This is a genomic window from Agrobacterium bohemicum (assembly GCF_002896715.1).
In the GTDB taxonomy this organism is placed as follows: Bacteria; Pseudomonadota; Alphaproteobacteria; order Rhizobiales; family Rhizobiaceae; genus Agrobacterium; species Agrobacterium bohemicum.
On sequence record NZ_PGEL01000022.1, the window covers coordinates 1 to 17,518 of the forward strand.

Consider the following 17,518-nt stretch of genomic DNA (forward strand, 5'->3'; position numbering starts at 1 on the left):
CCGGTGTCCTCCTCCTCCCGTTGCCGCCGGGGGGATTGCTGCCGGACCCCGGTGACAGAGAGGATGCGTAACCTCCTTATCACCAGCGCCGGTCCCGCCTCGCCGCAACGCCTTGCGGTGTATCCGAGGGCGGAACGGGGTGATTGTGCGGGTGATTCGCGGGAGGTGGAGAAAACTGCGGGAGGATTTTGATGTTTTTGCGGGATTTCGGTTAAGGGATTGATTTGGTTGGGAAGTATTTTTGTTTTGGGTGTTCGAATGTGCCGCTCACCCCCCTCTGCCCTGCCGGGCATCTCCCCCTCAGGTGGGGAGATTGGCTGGGGGCAGGCTCACCGGACATCTTGAAGGGTGCGGCGGGGACGACAGCATGTTTTGCCGGTGCATCCCTCTGACGGCTACGATTGGAGCAGTGAGCGTGCCTTTTACCGATCTCCCCACCTGAGGGGGAGATGTCCGGCAGGACAGAGGGGGGGTGAGCGGCATACGCCGACCTCATGCTGAAGTGGTGCGCGGCGCCCTCGAAGCATCCGCCGCACCCTCACCCACACAGAAGTTCTTGACCCGCAACCCTTCCCCGTGGCACCTGTCCGCATCCAGAGTAAGTGGGCACTTACCGACAACAATCGATGGCCGTGATGACTGCAATGACCGACGTTCCAGACCATATGAACCCGAAGCGTTCCTTTCAGGCGCTGATTCTGACGCTGCACAATTACTGGGCCGACAAGGGCTGCGCGGTTTTGCAGCCGTATGACATGGAAGTGGGCGCGGGTACGTTTCACCCGGCCACCACATTGCGGGCGCTGGGACCGAAGCCGTGGAAGGCCGCCTATGTGCAGCCATCGCGCCGTCCATCCGACGGTCGCTATGGCGAGAACCCGAACCGGTTGCAGCATTATTACCAGTATCAGGTCATTCTGAAGCCCAACCCTTCCAATTTGCAGGAACTCTATCTCGGCTCGCTGAAGGCCATCGGTCTCGACCCGCTGCTGCACGATGTGCGCTTTGTGGAAGACGACTGGGAAAGCCCGACGCTGGGCGCCTGGGGTCTGGGCTGGGAGTGCTGGTGCGACGGCATGGAAGTGTCGCAGTTCACCTATTTCCAGCAGGTCTGCGGCATCGAATGCTCCCCTGTTGCGGGTGAGTTGACCTATGGTCTCGAGCGGCTGGCCATGTATGTGCAGGGCGTGGATAATGTCTACGACCTGAATTACAACGGTCGCGAGGGCGACGAGAAGATTTCCTATGGCGATGTTTTTCTACAGGCCGAACAGGAATATTCGCGTCACAACTTCGAATATGCCGACACCGCCATGCTTCACCGCCACTTCATCGATGCGGAAAAGGAATGCAAGGCGCTGCTGGACGCAGGTGCGCCCGGGGAGAACGCCAATCATGTCCTGCACAAATGCGTGTTTCCGGCCTATGACCAATGCATCAAGGCATCCCATGTTTTCAACCTGCTGGACGCGCGCGGCGTGACTTCCGTGACCGAGCGACAGAGCTATATCCTGCGCGTTCGCACACTGTCCAAGGCTTGCGGCGAGGCCTTTCTGATGACGGATGCGGGCGGTGCGAACTGGAATAAAAACGCGGCCTGACGTGTTGTTTGACAGGCGATGACATGGCGGGCCGGAACGACTATCGTTCGGCCAGACCATAAGGTTTCATGAGGGGGACTGGGACATGTATATCGCACTGGCAATTATCGCGGCAATCGCCATCTATGTCGTCTTCATCTATAACGGTCTCGTCACCGCGCGGCAGATGAAGGAAGAGGCATGGTCGGGCATCGACGTGCAGTTGAAGCGCCGCGCCGACCTTATTCCCAACCTCATCGAAACCGTGAAGGGCTACGCAGCCCACGAGAGAAGCACGTTTGAGGAAGTTGTTGCCATGCGCAACCGCGCTCAAGCCGTGCCAGCGGGTGATGTCGAGGGGCGTGCGCAGGCGGAAGGGCTTTTGAGCCAGGCGCTGGGCAAGTTGTTTGCGCTGGCGGAAGCCTATCCCGATCTCAAGGCCAATCAGGGTTTTCTGGAATTGCAGGCATCGCTGGAAACCATCGAAGGCGAAATCCAGATGTCTCGCCGCTATTATAACGGTTCGGCGCGTGATCTGAACGTCAAGGTGGAGAGCTTTCCCTCCAACCTCGTGGCGCGCAATTTCGGCTTTACCAAAGCGCCGTTTTTCGAGATCACCAACGAAGCGGACCGCGCCGTTCCCACTGTTAAATTCTGATGTCGAGAACCAGCATTTTTGCTGGGAGAAATTGATAGAACCATGATCGAACTGACCATCACCCCGCCAAACCATCCTCTTTCCGGCAAGGTGGAGCCGCCCGGTTCCAAATCCATCACCAACCGCGTGTTGCTGCTGGCCGGTCTCGCCAAGGGTAAAAGCACGCTGACCGGCGCGCTGAAAAGCGACGACACGCTGTATATGGCGGAAGCGCTGCGCGCCATGGGCGTTGATGTGACCGAGCCGGATGCGACGAGCTTCGTGGTGGAAAGCAGGGGCGTGTTGACGGCACCGGCCAAGCCGCTTTTCCTTGGCAATGCAGGTACCGCCACGCGGTTTCTGACGGCAGCGGTTGCCTCGGTTGATGGCACTGTTGTTGTCGATGGTGACGAGCATATGCGCAAGCGGCCGATCCAGCCGCTGGTGGAGGCGCTGAACGCACTCGGCATCGACGCGGACGCGGCAACGGGCTGCCCGCCGGTGACGGTGAAGGGCAACGGACAGGGTTTCACCAGGGACAGCGTCACCATCGACGCCAATCTTTCTAGCCAGTATGTCTCGGCCCTTCTGATGGCCGCACCCTGCGGAGCAAAGCCGCTGGACATCATTCTGGCGGGTGAGGATATTGGCGCGAAGGGTTATATCGACCTGACCGTGTCGGCCATGGAAGCCTTCGGCGCGACGGTGGAGCGGGTGAGCAACGCCATCTGGCGCGTGCATCCGACAGGCTACAAGGCCACGGATTTCCACATCGAGCCGGATGCCTCCGCCGCCACCTATCTTTGGGGCGCGGAGCTGCTGACGGGCGGCCAGATCGATATAGGCACACCTGCGGATGCCTTCACACAGCCGGATGCCAAGGCCTATGCCGTGATGGCGCAGTTTCCCAACCTGCCTGCCGAGATCGATGGCAGCCAGATGCAGGATGCCATTCCGACGATTGCGGTGCTGGCCGCTTACAACACCACGCCGGTGCGTTTCGTGGGCATTGCCAATCTGCGGGTGAAGGAGTGCGACCGTATCCGGGCGCTGTCTCTCGGCCTCAATGGTATCCGCGAAGGGCTGGCGGAAGAAGACGGCGACGATCTGATCGTGCATGCCGATCCGGCACTGGCGGGACAGACAGTGTCTGCCTCGATCGACACGTTCCACGACCACCGCATTGCCATGAGCTTTGCGCTGGCGGGCCTGAAAACTGGTGGCATCGCCATTCAGAACCCTGTTTGCGTGGGCAAGACCTATCCCGGTTACTGGAAAGCTCTTGGTTCACTGGGTGTGGAATACAACGAAACCGGACAGGACTGAAACGCCAGAAAGGGCCGACCGTGAAGACCATTGCGGCAAGATGTCTCGCACTTTTCGTCTTCATGCTGGCGGCTCTTCCCGCTGCGGCCGAAGAGTTCATCAGCTCCTATCACTCCGTGGTGGATGTCGCCAAAAGCGGCCAGCTGACAGTCACGGAAACGATCACGGCCCGCTCCGAAGGCGACCGGATCAAGCGCGGCATTTTCCGTGATTTTCCGCTTTATGCGCTGGACAAGAACGGCAGCCGCACCAAGGTCGGCTTCGGTGTTTTATCCGTGGAGCGGGATGGTTCGCCCGAGGACTGGCGCACCGAAAGCATCGATGGCGGCATCCGCATCTATACCGGCAATGCCGACCGCTTTTTGGCCGATGGCGATCATGNTTTCCAGATCACCTACACCACTGACCGGCAGATCCGCTATTTCGATGGTTATGACGAGCTGACCTGGAACGTGACCGGCAATGGCTGGCAGTTTCCGATGCGCGACATCTCGGCCACCATTTCCCTGCCTGAAAACATGACGCCGACCGACACCGCCGTCTTTACCGGAAAGCTCGGCGCGACGGGCAAGGATGCCCGCATCATGACCGAGGGCAACGAGGTGTTCTTCGCCTCGACGCGCCCCTTCTATCAGGGCGAAGGCATGACGATTGCGGTGAAGCTGCCGAAGGGTGTCATCGACGCGCCGACGGCTGCGCAGGAACGGAGTTGGTGGTTGCAGGACCATCTGGGTCTGCTGATTTCCGGCATCGGCCTGCTCGTCGTCATCGCCTATTATTACAATGCCTGGGCAGCGGTTGGCCGCGACCCGGCTGAAGGCCTCATCGTGCCGCGCTGGGACCCGCCGGAGGGCGTATCCCCAGCGCTGGTCAACTATATCGACAACAGAGGCTTTTCCGGCGCGGGCTGGACGGCGATTTCGGCCACTGCGCTCGATCTTGCTGTCAAAGGCTATGTGGTGCTGGAGGATTTGGAGACATCCATCGTCATCCGCCGCACCGACNAAAAGATCGAGGACAGCCTGCCCGTTGGCCAGCGCACGCTGCTGTCCTCCATCGGCGCGCCNGGCGATAGCCTGACCATCAACAAGGCGAATGGCGTGAAGGTTCAGAAGGCGGGCGACGACTTTCGCGCGGCCATCGAAAAGGAACATCGCGGCAAATATTATCGCAGCAATTTCGCCTACATCGTCGGCGGGTTGATGCTGAGCATCACGATCATACTGGCTGCGCTGATCACCGGTAATTTCGATGAGAACGAGATTGGTGGCGTCATCACGCTGGTGATGACGGCGGTGNTTTTTGCCATTGGCGCAACGATCTTCGGAAAGATGCGCAAAAGCGGTAAATCCCTACTGTCGCGTATCGGCAGTATTTTCTTCATGGCCGTTGCAGGCTTTATCGGTTTTACCATGATTGCAGGCCTTCTGGCATCGGTGTTTCTCGACCACACCCATGATTCCGGATCTCTGGCGGTCGCGGCTATCGGCCTGATCGTTCTTATCAACGTACTTTTCCTGTTCCTCATGGGTGCTCCGACACCGCTGGGGCGCAAGCTGATGGATGGGATCGAAGGGCTACGCCTCTATCTAACCGTTGCCGAAAAAGACCGGATGAACATGCAGGATGCGCCCGCCATGTCTCCGCAACATTTCGAGAAACTGCTGCCCTACGCTGTCGCGCTAGGCGTCGAAAAACCGTGGAGCGAGACATTCGAGACGTGGCTGGCGAGTGCTCAAGCGGGAGAATATTCGCCCGGCTGGTACAGCGGTAACTACAGCAATTTCGGAACCCGCATCGGCGGCTTCTCCTCAACCATGGCATCGACCATCGCCTCGACGATACCGGCACCGGTGAGCTCGTCTTCGTCAAGCNTTTCCGGTGGCGGCGGTTCGTCGGGGTCTGGTGGCGGTGGTGGTGGAGGGGGCGGCTGGTGAACAGCCACTTGAGGTCTGGTCAGACCTCGTCTTCCTTCTTGACGCGGTATTCACCGGTCGTCGGATCTTTGATCAGCGTACCGGTGGCACCTGTTTCGCGTTCTTTTTCCTGTCGTTTGGTTTTCTCCGACAGTTTCCGCGCATCGCCGACGAAACGTTTGTAAAGAATGATCGCCCCGAACATGAGCAGGGCGAGCGTTATCAATTGGGCCATCTATCGTTTGTCCATCAAAATCCGTAACGCGCCCACAATGCCTTTTCTTCCGCCACCTCCGCAAGCCCCGAAGCGGCGGATGCAGCGATTGACTGTGCGTGAAGATCGACGCCCGGCAGTTTCTTGCCGACGAAATTGCGCGCGCCGCTGACCAGTTGAAGCTTGACCTTGTCGCCATAACGACGGCGCAGCACATCGCGCATATCGCCCAGACCATCGATGAGCCCGAGATCAAGGCCACGCATGCCCGTCCAGAACAGGCCGGAGAAGAGCGCCGGATCGTCCTTCAGCTTCGAGCCACGGCGCAGCTTGACCATATCGATGAAAACATTATGGATTTCGAGCTGGAGCGACTTCAGATATTCGATATCGCCTTCNTTTTCCGGCTGGAAGGGATCGAGGATCGCCTTGTTCTGGCCTGCTGTATAGACGCGTCGTTCGACACCGATCTTCTTCAACATTTCAGGAAAACCGAAGCCGCCCGAGACGACCCCGATGGAGCCGACGATGGAGGTCGGGTCGGCAATGATCTCATCGCCCGCCAGCGCAATCATGTAACCGCCGGATGCCGCAACGTCCTCTACGAAAATCAGAACTTTCTTGTTCTTTTCTTCGGCCAACTGGCGAATGCGATTGTAGATCATCCGCGACTGGACCGGGGAGCCGCCGGGAGAATTCAGCGTGATGGCGACGACGGGCGCTTCCTTCATGCCGAAAGCCTTGTCCAGCAAGGGAGCGTATGAGGCGAGATTGAGCGCCGGACGAAATTGACTGCCGCCTGCCATGATCGCCCCGTGCATACGCACCACGGGAATAATCAGCTCCGTCTTGCGAAACCGCTTCGGCACCAGTCGTTTCAAAAATCCGGCCATTTTATCCTCATCGTCATTCCTATGTGAACCGATGTGGGTATGGCTGGGGCAAAGACAATGGGCCGGGGCGGTGATAATTTGGTGAGGTGGTGGTTGGCCGTTTCCCCTAGGTCCGATTCCGCGCATCATTGCGCCGATAGCCAAAACGCCCATTGCTCAAATCATCTACCGCCTGCAAAAACGCGTGGCTGTCATCGGCATGCATGGTCAGCGGCGCGCGAAATGTAAGCCTTGCGCGAGAGCCTTTGATGGCTGTGACGAGCATTCGTACCGCGTCTTCGCCTGATCTTGGGTGGATGAGGGTAATTTCAAGGCCGCCGAAGCGGCGACCACAGGCGGTGATGATATCGGCTATGGATTGGGGGCGGGCGATGAGGGAAAGTTGGCCGCCTGGAACCAGGATGGCCGCGGCGGTTCTCAGCCAATTTTCGAACAGATCGTCCGTCATGGCATGGGCTGCGGCCTTCAATACGTCGGGCGTTTTACGGTCGCTTGCGTCGTTATAGGGCGGGTTCATGATGACGTGGTGGAAATGGTTGTCCAGCAGCCCCGCCTCCCTGCGGGCATCGGCTCGCAGGGTAACGTCTGCCTGTTTGACGCGGATACGATTTGCTAACGCCGCATTTGCAGCAAGCAGCAGGCTTCGATGCGCAAAATCGACCATTTCCGACGAAAACTCGAACAGGGTAACATCAGCCTTTTCCAGACGAGAGGCCACCGCCATGCCTGCGGCACCGGCACCCGCACCCAGATCGGCCACGCGGCACGGGGTTTCATCGGCGACCAGAGAGGCCAACAGCATGGCGTCCATACCAGCCCTGTGTCCCCTGCCCTTTGGCTGCAAAATCTGGAAGCGGCCGCGATGAAACGCATCGACTGTTTCGGAAACGGTGGCTGCCATGGGNTTTCAAGCCTCGTCGTCGCGAAGCTCGTCGGCAAGTCCGGCATCGGTCAGAATTTGGCGTGCCTCGTCGCCCCGATCTTCCTCCACCAGCAAACGGCGCGGAAGAAGCCCGAGAGAACCTTCCAGAATGCTCATTCCCTGATCGGCAATGAGGCAGTGGATGCCAGCGTCTTTCATGAGGCTCTCCGAGAAGGACAGAAGAACAGCATCGTTTGTACGGATCAGCTCACGCATAGGTCAGTTTCCACGTTAAATCCCATCTTTTTGAAGGGTGTGAGGCAATTCGCCCCTTGCCGCTTCCATCGACGCTTTCTATTGTCGGCCCCGATAGTGAACAGGAGTCCGGACCGTTGGGCGTCGTCATACCGCTTGAAGAAAGCAAAAACAAACTCGCATCCGTCAAGCCGCTTGTCGACCTGACACGTCCTGACATGGAAAGAGTGAACCAGCTTATTCTCTCCAAGGCCGGTTCAGATGTCCAGATGATACCCGAAGTGGCCAACCACCTGATTTCATCAGGTGGAAAGCGCCTGCGCCCCATGCTGACCCTCGCATCCGCCGCCATGTTCGATTACAAGGGCGACCATCACATCAAGCTGGCGACCAGTGTGGAGTTCATGCACACCGCCACCCTGCTGCATGACGATGTTGTTGATGAAAGCGATCTGCGCCGCGGTAAATCCACGGCCCGCACCATCTGGGGCAATCAGGCCAGCGTTCTGGTGGGTGACTTTCTTCTCGGTCAGGCATTCCGCATGATGGTGGAAGTGGGTTCGCTGGATGCGCTGGATGTGCTGTCCACGGCGGCATCGGTGATTGCAGAGGGCGAAGTTCTTCAGCTGTCCGTCGCCAAGAACATGGAAACGACCGAAGACGATTACCTTCAGGTCATTCGCGCCAAGACGGCAGCGCTTTTCGCTGCTGCTGCCGAAGTAGGCCCCATCGTTGCCAAAACCGACAAGGCTACCCGCAGCGCGCTGAAATCCTACGGCATGAATCTCGGTCTCGCCTTCCAACTGGTGGACGATGTGTTGGATTATGGCGGTAAATCGGCCGATCTGGGCAAGAACACCGGCGATGATTTCCGTGAAGGCAAGATCACGCTTCCCGTTATTCTCTCCTACCGGCGCGGCACGGTGGAGGAGCGCGCATTCTGGAAGCGGGCGATTGAAAACGGCGATAGCACCGATGAAAATCTGGAGACGGCGCTTGGCCTCATCCGGAAATATAATGGCCTTGCGGACACTATCACCCGCGCCAACCATTATGGCACCATTGCCCGTGACGCGCTTGCCCCATTGCCGCAAAGCCCCTGGAAAAACGCACTGATGGAAGTGATCGACTTCTGCATCGACCGGGTGAACTGAAGGCTTCCATTCATCGCGAAACCACCTAAGCGTTTCGTGATGCCGACATCTCACGAGTCCGAAATAACAAGCAGAATTTCTTGCGGGCTTGCTTCAAAAAAGCCATTCTATCGTGACGTGGTGCGTCATCGCCTGAATCGTTTTCGGTTCGGACAGTACAATCCAGTTCAAGCATTACAGGGTCAAGGTGCATCTGCGTGCGCCGAACTGTAAGGCAGCAGCGGAAATTTCGGTGCATATGCACNAAAGCAAAGGTTCCTTCATGCGGCGCAAACCAGCATTTCGTCTTTTCTGCGGCGCGGCTTTTATTGCCGCTCTCTCAATCAGTGCTGGCCCGACCGCCGCCTTTGCCGAGACCAAGCCTGACGAAAAGGTACAGGAAGCCGTCATTTTCGATCCCGCAAAGGTCAACACCTTCTCCGGCGCGTTTCTGGCAGCGCGCACAGCGGATGTGGATCAGGATTTTGCCACCGCCATCACGCTTTACCAAAAAGCGCTGGAATTCGACACCGCAAACGTGGAAATCCGCCAACGCCTGATGATCGCTCAACTGTTGAGCGGCGATTTCGAAGCTGGCGCCAAGATTGCCGATTCGTTGAAGAACGATTCGTCCGTGGAGCGCGTCACGACGATTATTCGCGCGCTGGCAGCCATCAAGCACAAGGAANTTTCCGCTGCGGNAAAAATCCTGAAATATACCGGCCCCAACGATCTGGACCGCATGGTCAACACGTTGCTGACCGCATGGGCTCGCGCCGGCGCTGGCAAAGGCAAGGAAGCCTTGGCGCTGGTCAATGGGATGAAGGGACCAGGCTGGATCTCGATCTTCCAGAAATACCACGCCGGTGCCATCGCGCTGGTTACCGGTAATACCGAAGCCGCCCGCAAAAGCCTGAACGACGCCGTGGCTGACCGCGAAGGTGGCGCGACCGCGACCGATACCTATATGCGCGCCGTGATGGCGCTGGCGCGGCTGGAAGCCAAAGCTGGCAACAAGCAGAAGGCGCTCGACACCATTGCCGTTGGCGATACATTCGCGCCAAATTATGCGCCGCTGAAGGCGTTGCGCCAGAGCATTGNAAAGGGTGAAAAGCCGCTTCAGCAGGTCGAGACCGCAACCGAAGGCGCGGCTTCTGTGATGNTTTCCATTGCCGGTGCGCTGAACCGCGAAGGTGCGGAAGAAATCGTGACGCTCTATCTCCAGACATCTCGTGCGCTGGACCCGAAAAGCGCCGATACGCTGATTCTGCTGGGCGGACTTGCCGAAGCTCAGAAGCAGCCGGACCGTGCCATTGCGTTCTACCGCGAAGTCCCGCTGGATTCGCCGATGCACCGCATCTCCGAATTGCAGCTTGGCCTGACGCTGGCACAAACCGACAAGGTGGAAGAGGCGCGCAAGCACCTCAAATCCCTGCTAGAATCCGACCCTACGGATATCCGCTCCTATCTCGCCTATGGCTCGGTCCTTTCAGACGCCAAGGACTACGCCGCGATGGCCGCCAATTACGACAAGGCCGTCGAAGTCATCGGTGCCGTGCCGAAGAAGAGCGACTGGACCATCTTCTTCCAGCGCGCTATTGCCTATGAGCGGTTGAAGCAGTGGGACAAGGCCGAGCCGAATTTCAAACGCGCCTTGGAGCTGAACCCTGAACAGCCGCAGGTCTTGAACTATCTTGGTTATTCCTGGGTCGACAAGAATATGAACCTCGATGAGGGGATCGACATGATCCGCCGTGCCGTGGAGCTTCGTCCGAATGATGGCTACATCGTCGATTCGCTTGGCTGGGCGCATTTCCGCCTTGGCGCGTTCGATGAGTCGGTGACGGAGCTGGAGCGGGCTATCGAGTTGCGCGCTGGAGACCCGACCATCAACGACCATCTGGGCGATGCCTACTGGCGCGTAGGCCGCAAGATCGAAGCTGTTTACCAGTGGAACCGGGCTCTCATCGGCGATAGCGACGATGTCGACAAGGCCAAGGTGAAGGAAAAGATCGCCAACGGCCTGCCTCCGCTGGAAAAGGAAGCGGAAAACACCGCCAAGAAGGAGCAGGCACCACCGCCGCCAGTGGCTCCAACGCCAGCGCCGGACAAGAAGTCCTGATGCATTATGCCTGCGCATGAGCCTAGCGGAGCGGTCAAAACGACAGAGGCCGCTCCCGCCAAGATCAATCTCGCTCTGCATGTGACAGGTCAGCGGGCAGATGGTTATCATCTGCTGGAAACGCTGGTGACCTTCACCGAGGCAGGCGATGTCATCCACATTCAAGACGCGGCAGAAGATGGGTTTTCCATGTCCGGCCCCTTCTCCGACATTCTCACCCGGGACGATGCTGGACACAACCTCGTGCTGAAGGCACGGGATCTTCTGCGTCAGGCATGCGGAATGGAATGCCTGCCGGTTGCCATCCATCTTGAGAAAAACCTGCCCGTTTCATCGGGTATCGGCGGCGGGTCGGCGGATGCGGCAGCCACCTTGCGCGGCCTGTGCCGCCACTGGGAACTCGCACTAGCGCCCGCCAAACTCGCCGAGATCGCCCTTAAACTGGGTGCAGACGTGCCGATGTGCCTTGCCAGCCAACCGCTGATGGCGCGTGGTATTGGCGAAGACATCGAGATGATTGATAATATGCCCGTGCTGAACCTTGTTCTCGTCAATCCGTTGAAGGCTGTGTCGACGCCGGAGATTTTCAGGCGCCTGGCAAACAAGAACAATCCTCCTCTCGGGCAGCGGGGCGATGAACCATGGATGGCCTTCATCGGCAAAAGCCGCAATGATCTCGAGCCGCCGGCGCGGGCGGTTTTGACAGAGATCGGCGAGGCTTCCACCCTGCTGTCAGAGGCCGGCGCGGAACTGGTTCGCATGTCCGGTTCCGGTGCGACCTGTTTTGGGCTTTTCGACACGATGGNAAATGCGCAATCTGCCGCTGCCCGCCTTCGCCAACAGCGTCCCGGCTGGTATGTTCAGGCAACAAAAACCATAGATGGGCTGCCAAGATGAATGCTGAGCGAACCTTTATTCCCGTCGGCATTGCGGTTCTGACCGTCTCCGACACGCGCACGCTGGCGGACGACAAATCGGGCGATACACTCGTCGCTCGCATTGCCGATGCTGGTCATCNTTTGGTGGACCGCGCCATCGTGGCAGATGACAAGGCAGCCATTCAGGCACAGGTGCAGGGCTGGACGCTGTCCGAGGAGATAGACGTCGTTATCACCACCGGCGGCACGGGTTTTACCGGACGGGATGTGACGCCGGACGCGCTGGAGCCTTTGTTCGAGAAACGGATGGACGGCTTTTCTGCCGTTTTTCACCGCATCTCCTATGACAAGATCAACACGTCCACCATCCAGTCGCGGGCGACGGCTGGGCTTATCAACTCCACCTTCATCTTCGTGCTGCCCGGCTCTCCCGGCGCCTGCAAGGATGCGTGGGATGGAATCCTGAAGGCGCAGCTGGATTACCGACACATGCCCTGCAATTTCGTGGAAATCATGCCGCGTCTGGATGAGCACTTGAAGCGCGGCAAGGCGCAGGGGTGACTAGCGCGCCGCGCGCAGCACCCATGAGGGTATGAGCTCTGCACTCAGCCGACGGGTTTTCTGTGATTTGGGGAAATGATCGAGCGGCATGCTTGATCTGGCGACCGACAGCGCTTCCTGCTTGGTCAGCAACAGGCCATATTCCAGCGGCGGTCTGCGCCGGATGAAACGCGACAGAAACGATGGGCGGTAGTGGCGCGAGGGAGCAAAACGTGCCGGCATCTTGCTCAGCGCCGTATATTCGCTGATGTCAGCGATCCAGCCGCTTTGCGGGCGGCTGCCCGGCTCCATCATCAATATCCACTCGCCGCGTGCCGAGCCGATAATATCCCTGATGTCCCATTCCGTATGAAACCGGCAGCCCGCGGCCTCGGCCACACGCTCCGAGCCGTCGCTGGAGGCGTGATCCAACACGATGACGTCACTGATCAGCCCCTCCACGGCACCTGAAACGAGCGTGGAAAGGGTATGAGCAAGCTCCGGCTCCTGATCCCGGCATTCCATGATGACTGTCAGCATATGTCTATCAGCGTGTGATCCCTCATGATGGATAAAATAGCAAAGCCCGCGCAGCCACAACATTTCATCGATAAAATTTCTACCGCAACGCAAAAGAAATTGCTATCACCCGTTTTATCATTTTGTTCTTGTATTGTTCTCATTCGTGGTTTAAGAATCGGTGCATCCACCAAGCCGGTTCATACCGGTCAGGAGCATCCAGATGAGACAACATGTGCTTTCCGGGCAGGCTGCATTCCAGCCGGGCCACACGCCAGATATTGCCAATGCGCTGGCCGATGCATCCGGCCTGCGGATCGAGATCGACCGCCGTCGTGGGCGTGGTGCGGGCATCAATCCCGGTGGGCGTTTCGAGACGTTGCAGCACGAGCCTGTCGACGATGGCTGGCAGATCATCGAGGAATTGCCGGAGTTCCGCACCGAGGTTCAGGTGGAAAAACCGCGAAGCATCATTACCCGCAACGATTCGCCGGATATCCCCTTCGACCGATCCATCAATCCCTATCGCGGCTGTGAGCATGGCTGCATCTATTGTTTCGCAAGGCCAACCCACAGCTATATGGGGCTTTCAGCAGGTCTGGATTTCGAGGCCAAGCTGTTTGCCAAGCCCGATGCCGCAAAGCTTCTGGAACGGGAACTGGCCAAGCCGGGATACAAGGCGCGGGTGATCGCCATCGGCACCAATACCGACCCCTACCAGCCGATCGAGCGGGAATGGCGCATCATGCGCCAAATCCTCGAAGTGTTGGCCAAGGCCGAGCACCCTGTCGCCATCGTCACCAAGTCCGGCTTGATCACCCGCGACATCGACATTCTGGGTCCTATGGCGGCCAAGGGTCTGGTGAAAGTCGGTATATCGGTGACGACACTCGACCGGAAGCTGGCGCGCAGCATGGAACCGCGCGCGGCAACACCCACCAAGCGGCTGGAGGCAATAAAGACGCTGACGGATGCAGGCATTCCAACTGCGGTGATGATGGCACCCGTCATTCCTGCGCTGAACGACCATGAAATCGAGCGGGTGCTGGAGGCCGGAAAGGCAGCGGGGGCGACCGAGGCATCTTATGTCCTGCTTCGCCTGCCGCTGGAAGTCAGCCCGTTGTTTCGGGAATGGCTGCTGCGCAACTACCCGCATCGTTACCAGCATGTCATGTCGCTGGTGCGTTCCATGCGGGATGGCAAGGATTACGATGCTGAATTTGGCAAGCGTATGAAGGGGGCAGGTCCTTACGCCTGGCAGATTGGCCGCCGCTTCGAGATGGCGACCAAGAGGCTTGGCCTGATCCGACGCGGCATTCAGCTTCGCGACGATCTGTTCATAGCGCCAGGAGGTGCAGGCGTGCAGCTCTCACTTCTGTAGCACACGGGCGTGCCGTCGTTCGACTGAACGATCGCGACACACGTGAAGACAAAATTGCATCACGCCATTGGCCTGATGCGCGAGAATATCCGTAGCGTCTATGCCCTGCGCTACGGGTTATGCCCCCGGTAATCTGCCGCTTCGCATGCGTTCAGCTCTTTTGCCCCAATTGAAAGAGCTCAGAGGTCATGAGACCTCGTGTTAACAGCCACCGCCCCTTGGCTGTTGCAAACACGCTGCGACCGGGGGCTTGCGGGAGATCGGTTGCCTGTGCGAGTTTCTGCCGCATGAAGCAACGCACAGCATCCGATTCTCCCGCACTTTTTGACATGCTCGATAGTGGCCCGGATTTCAGTCTGGAACTTGAAGCGAAAAGGCGCGGTCAATGGCCGGTAGCAGGAACGGATGAGGCGGGACGTGGCCCTCTGGCCGGTCCCGTTGTTGCAGCCGCGGTTATTCTGGANCCCGACAATATTCCCGATGGCCTGGATGATTCAAAGAAGCTTTCAAAAGCGCGTCGGGAAGTTCTGTTCGAGAAAATTCTTCAAACCTCCATCGTATCAGTTGCCTCGTCCGGCCCTGTTCTGATCGACCGCATGAACATCTTGCGCGCAAGCCTGGATGCGATGCGCCGGGCTGTGCTGGGACTTCACGTCGCTCCCGCCATCGTGCTGGCAGATGGGCGCGATATCCCTCCCGGTCTTTCCTGTGCAGCAAAGGCTGTCATCAAAGGCGACGGTCGCTCGGTGTCCATTGCTGCCGCGTCGATCATCGCCAAGGTTACCAGAGACCNGATGATGGAAAAGGCCGGATTGTTACATCCGGCCTATGGCTTCGAATCACATGCAGGGTATGGAACGCCAGCGCATTTGCGCGCTATTGAGGCAAACGGCCCCTGCCCGCTTCATCGGATGAGCTTTCGTCCGATGAGAGTAGATGCAGGTGCTTAGCTGGCGCGTCTCATCTCATAGGAACCATGATCCCGGCCTTGTGATGGGTTCGCGGCGAGTTGGAATTTTTGCAACAATGTGCGCAGCTTGTCGCTTTCGCTGGCAAGAGCCGACGTAGCGGACGTCGTTTCTTCGACCATCGCAGCATTTTGCTGAGTCGTCTGATCCATCTGGTTGACGGCGGTGTTCAACTCGGCGAGGCCTGTGGCCTGCTCCTGAGCCGAGGTGGCAATCGCACCCATGTGTTCGTTCATCACGGTCACATGGCTTTCGATGGTCTTCAGAGCATCACCTGTCTGGCGCACGAGACTGACGCCATTCTCGACTTCTACCGACGACTTGCTGATCAGTTCCTTGATTTCCTTGGCGGCTTTTGCCGAACGCTGCGCCAGTTCACGAACCTCCTGCGCGACCACTGCAAAGCCCTTACCCGCCTCCCCGGCACGCGCAGCTTCTACACCTGCGTTCAAAGCCAGAAGATTGGTCTGGAAAGCAATCTCGTCGATCACGACAATGATGTTGGAAATCTGCCCTGATGATTGCTCGATCCGCTGCATGGCATCCACTGCGGTCGCAACCACGTCTCCTGACAGCTTTGCGGCACGGTTGGCTTCGGTGGCAGCGCCACGGGCCTCCTGGACCCGTTTCGTGGAACTGGCGACATTGACGGTGATCTGGTCCAGAGCTGCCGCTGTTTCTTCCAGCGTCGCCGCTTGCTGTTCTGTTCGTTTGGAAAGATCCACCGAGCCATGGGCGATCTCACGTGTTCCGTCATTCATCGTTTCGATGGAAAGCGAGATTTCAGACAGCGTGCCACCCAACTGCTTGAGCGAGCGGTTGAAATCGTGTCGTAGCGATTCGAAATCCGGCGCAAAGACATCATTGATCTGAAACGCGAGATCACCGGCGGCCAGGCGCTTCAACCCATCCGCCAATCCGGATGTCGCCGCTCTCAGTCGCTCGTTCGCATCGGCCTCTGCCTTCTCCTGCGCCGCCAATCGGTCAATCTCGGTCTGTCTACGATCACTTTCCGCTTGCGCTTCCAAGCGCTTGTTGTCGATTGCACCAAGGCGGAATACCTCAACAGCTTGCGCCATTGCACCGATCTCATCTTTACGTTCACGGGCCGGAATGGTGATGTTGGTATCGCCATCGGACAGGCGCCGCATGAGATCAGTCATCCGCACCAATGGTCTTGCAAGATGGAAGTTTCCAAATAAAGCCGCGCATGTTCCAATTGCAAGAGCAATGCCAAGCGAGATGTAGTTGAGCAAGACGGCAGATTCTGAGATCTGCGTTGTGGTATCACCCTCAGCTCTGACATCACTCTCCATGTCGTCGACTGCGCTCTGGAGAGCCAATTTCGCGTCGTTGTACGCAGCCAAGGCCTCGCCCACAAATTTCGATCGTGCTTCTTCCGGCTTCCCGCTTTTCAGGGATGCCTCAACCTCGCTCCAGCGCGCTTCGGACAATTTCCATTTTTCTGCGAAGGTAGCAAAATGCGTCTTGTCTGCCTCGTCTACAAGGTACCCTTGATATTCACGGAATTCAGCATCCAGCGCCGTCCGCGCAGCTTGCATCTGCGTCTCGAATTGCGCCCGGCTGTCTGGCGTCGAACTGACGATGGAGCTCTGCGCATTTCGGATATTACCGACTTCGCCATTCAATCTGCCGAGCAGAATGAAAGCAGGAACACGTTCACCGACGATCGTGTCGATCCCGGATCTGATCTGGTTCAGGGAGGAAATCGAAAAACTTCCCTGCACGCCTGCGACGAGCAACATGATACCAGACAGACCGGCAAGAACAACACCTATGGATATCTTCATGAATAATCTCCCGTCGCGGAATGGTCCGACCGCTTCAAATGTCTGCTGGATAAAAATTCGCATGCACAGAATATTTCAGACGGTTGAGAGTTAGCCGGAACTGGAAAATTGAAGCTTCCCGAGTATCAAGGCATTTCATACTATACCGTGATAGATATATTCCATCATCATAGTTGAAATTTTATTAATATTTGAACAATTGACGATGTGCAGTTTTAATAGTCCAGATCGAGTGGATTTCTTGTCTTGATGGTCAATATCATTGGAAATATGCAACCTTATCTCGCATCATCCAGACACATCTACTCCGCACTGTTAAAAGTTATACNAAATGATAGCTTCCTATCTTACCCGCACAGGCAAACTCTGAGGTCCAAACCAAGTTGTTGCATCTGGTATCTAAGTGCGGGCTTAAATCCATTCCTTCGACGTAAGCTACAAATGAGAAAAACCCCCACCGATTTCTCGGCAGGGGTCTCATAC

Annotated in this window: 16 protein-coding genes; 10 read left to right on the top strand and 6 right to left on the bottom strand. The window is 57.8% G+C overall.

Translation table 11 applies throughout. The features are described from left to right. Positions 1–644 precede the first annotated feature (644 nt). From CUC55_RS07640 to CUC55_RS07655, 4 genes are all read left to right on the top strand, one after another. The gene (locus CUC55_RS07640; protein ID WP_067649011.1) at positions 645–1,601 is read left to right on the top strand and encodes a glycine--tRNA ligase subunit alpha; all 957 of its coding nucleotides are present in this window, start codon (positions 645–647) and stop codon (positions 1,599–1,601) included. Between the two features lie 85 nt (positions 1,602–1,686). Beyond that, positions 1,687–2,238: a LemA family protein gene (locus CUC55_RS07645; protein WP_067648336.1), complete on the top strand. Its 552-nt coding sequence runs from the start codon at positions 1,687–1,689 to the stop codon at positions 2,236–2,238. 42 nt (positions 2,239–2,280) lie between these two features. After that, the gene (gene aroA, locus CUC55_RS07650) at positions 2,281–3,543 is read left to right on the top strand and encodes a 3-phosphoshikimate 1-carboxyvinyltransferase (RefSeq protein WP_067648338.1); all 1,263 of its coding nucleotides are present in this window, start codon (positions 2,281–2,283) and stop codon (positions 3,541–3,543) included. A gap of 20 nt (positions 3,544–3,563) precedes the next feature. Continuing rightward, positions 3,564–5,480: a DUF2207 domain-containing protein gene (locus CUC55_RS07655; protein WP_103087461.1), complete on the top strand. Its 1,917-nt coding sequence runs from the start codon at positions 3,564–3,566 to the stop codon at positions 5,478–5,480. Between the two features lie 19 nt (positions 5,481–5,499). Here CUC55_RS07655 and CUC55_RS07660 read toward each other — a convergent pair whose 3' ends face one another. The 4 genes from CUC55_RS07660 to CUC55_RS07675 all read right to left on the bottom strand — a co-directional run bounded on the left by CUC55_RS07660 (position 5,500) and on the right by CUC55_RS07675 (position 7,704). Continuing rightward, complete coding sequence (locus CUC55_RS07660; protein ID WP_067648344.1) at positions 5,500–5,694, bottom strand: hypothetical protein; 195 nt, start codon at positions 5,692–5,694, stop codon at positions 5,500–5,502. A 14-nt stretch (positions 5,695–5,708) separates the two neighbouring features. After that, a complete protein-coding gene (locus CUC55_RS07665; protein WP_170063841.1) occupies positions 5,709–6,566 on the bottom strand; it encodes a S49 family peptidase in 858 nt (285 codons plus the stop codon). Positions 6,567–6,672: 106 nt separating this feature from the next. Then, positions 6,673–7,467 (bottom strand): tRNA1(Val) (adenine(37)-N6)-methyltransferase, encoded by a 795-nt coding sequence (locus CUC55_RS07670; RefSeq protein WP_067648349.1) that lies wholly within the window; start codon positions 7,465–7,467, stop codon positions 6,673–6,675. A 6-nt stretch (positions 7,468–7,473) separates the two neighbouring features. Then, positions 7,474–7,704: a putative signal transducing protein gene (locus CUC55_RS07675; protein ID WP_067648352.1), complete on the bottom strand. Its 231-nt coding sequence runs from the start codon at positions 7,702–7,704 to the stop codon at positions 7,474–7,476. 116 nt (positions 7,705–7,820) lie between these two features. Here CUC55_RS07675 and CUC55_RS07680 point away from each other — a divergent pair, with 116 nt between their 5' ends. The 4 genes from CUC55_RS07680 (at position 7,821) to moaB (ending at position 12,377) form a co-directional block, all read left to right on the top strand. Beyond that, entirely contained in the window at positions 7,821–8,837 is a 1,017-nt protein-coding gene (locus CUC55_RS07680; RefSeq protein ID WP_067649014.1) for a polyprenyl synthetase family protein, read from the top strand. A gap of 262 nt (positions 8,838–9,099) precedes the next feature. Continuing rightward, on the top strand, positions 9,100–10,938 hold the full coding sequence (locus CUC55_RS07685) for a tetratricopeptide repeat protein (RefSeq protein ID WP_103087609.1): 1,839 nt from the start codon (positions 9,100–9,102) through the stop codon (positions 10,936–10,938). Between the two features lie 6 nt (positions 10,939–10,944). Further along, positions 10,945–11,835: a 4-(cytidine 5'-diphospho)-2-C-methyl-D-erythritol kinase gene (locus CUC55_RS07690; protein WP_103087462.1), complete on the top strand. Its 891-nt coding sequence runs from the start codon at positions 10,945–10,947 to the stop codon at positions 11,833–11,835. Next, positions 11,832–12,377 carry a molybdenum cofactor biosynthesis protein B gene (moaB, locus tag CUC55_RS07695; protein ID WP_103087463.1) on the top strand — a complete coding sequence of 182 codons (546 nt, stop codon included), beginning with the start codon at positions 11,832–11,834 and terminating at the stop codon, positions 12,375–12,377. Before CUC55_RS07690 ends, moaB begins: the two co-directional genes overlap by 4 nt. On the opposite strand, the gene CUC55_RS07700 is transcribed toward moaB, so the two are convergent. After that, positions 12,378–12,896 (bottom strand): glycosyltransferase family protein, encoded by a 519-nt coding sequence (locus CUC55_RS07700; RefSeq protein WP_067648361.1) that lies wholly within the window; start codon positions 12,894–12,896, stop codon positions 12,378–12,380. A gap of 202 nt (positions 12,897–13,098) precedes the next feature. Here CUC55_RS07700 and CUC55_RS07705 point away from each other — a divergent pair, with 202 nt between their 5' ends. Then, positions 13,099–14,256: a PA0069 family radical SAM protein gene (locus CUC55_RS07705; RefSeq protein WP_067648364.1), complete on the top strand. Its 1,158-nt coding sequence runs from the start codon at positions 13,099–13,101 to the stop codon at positions 14,254–14,256. A gap of 287 nt (positions 14,257–14,543) precedes the next feature. Further along, positions 14,544–15,206 (top strand): ribonuclease HII, encoded by a 663-nt coding sequence (locus tag CUC55_RS07710; protein WP_103087464.1) that lies wholly within the window; start codon positions 14,544–14,546, stop codon positions 15,204–15,206. On the opposite strand, the gene CUC55_RS07715 is transcribed toward CUC55_RS07710, so the two are convergent. Continuing rightward, complete coding sequence (locus CUC55_RS07715; RefSeq protein WP_067648368.1) at positions 15,203–17,035, bottom strand: HAMP domain-containing methyl-accepting chemotaxis protein; 1,833 nt, start codon at positions 17,033–17,035, stop codon at positions 15,203–15,205. The genes CUC55_RS07710 and CUC55_RS07715 overlap by 4 nt on opposite strands. Positions 17,036–17,518: the final 483 nt, after the last annotated feature.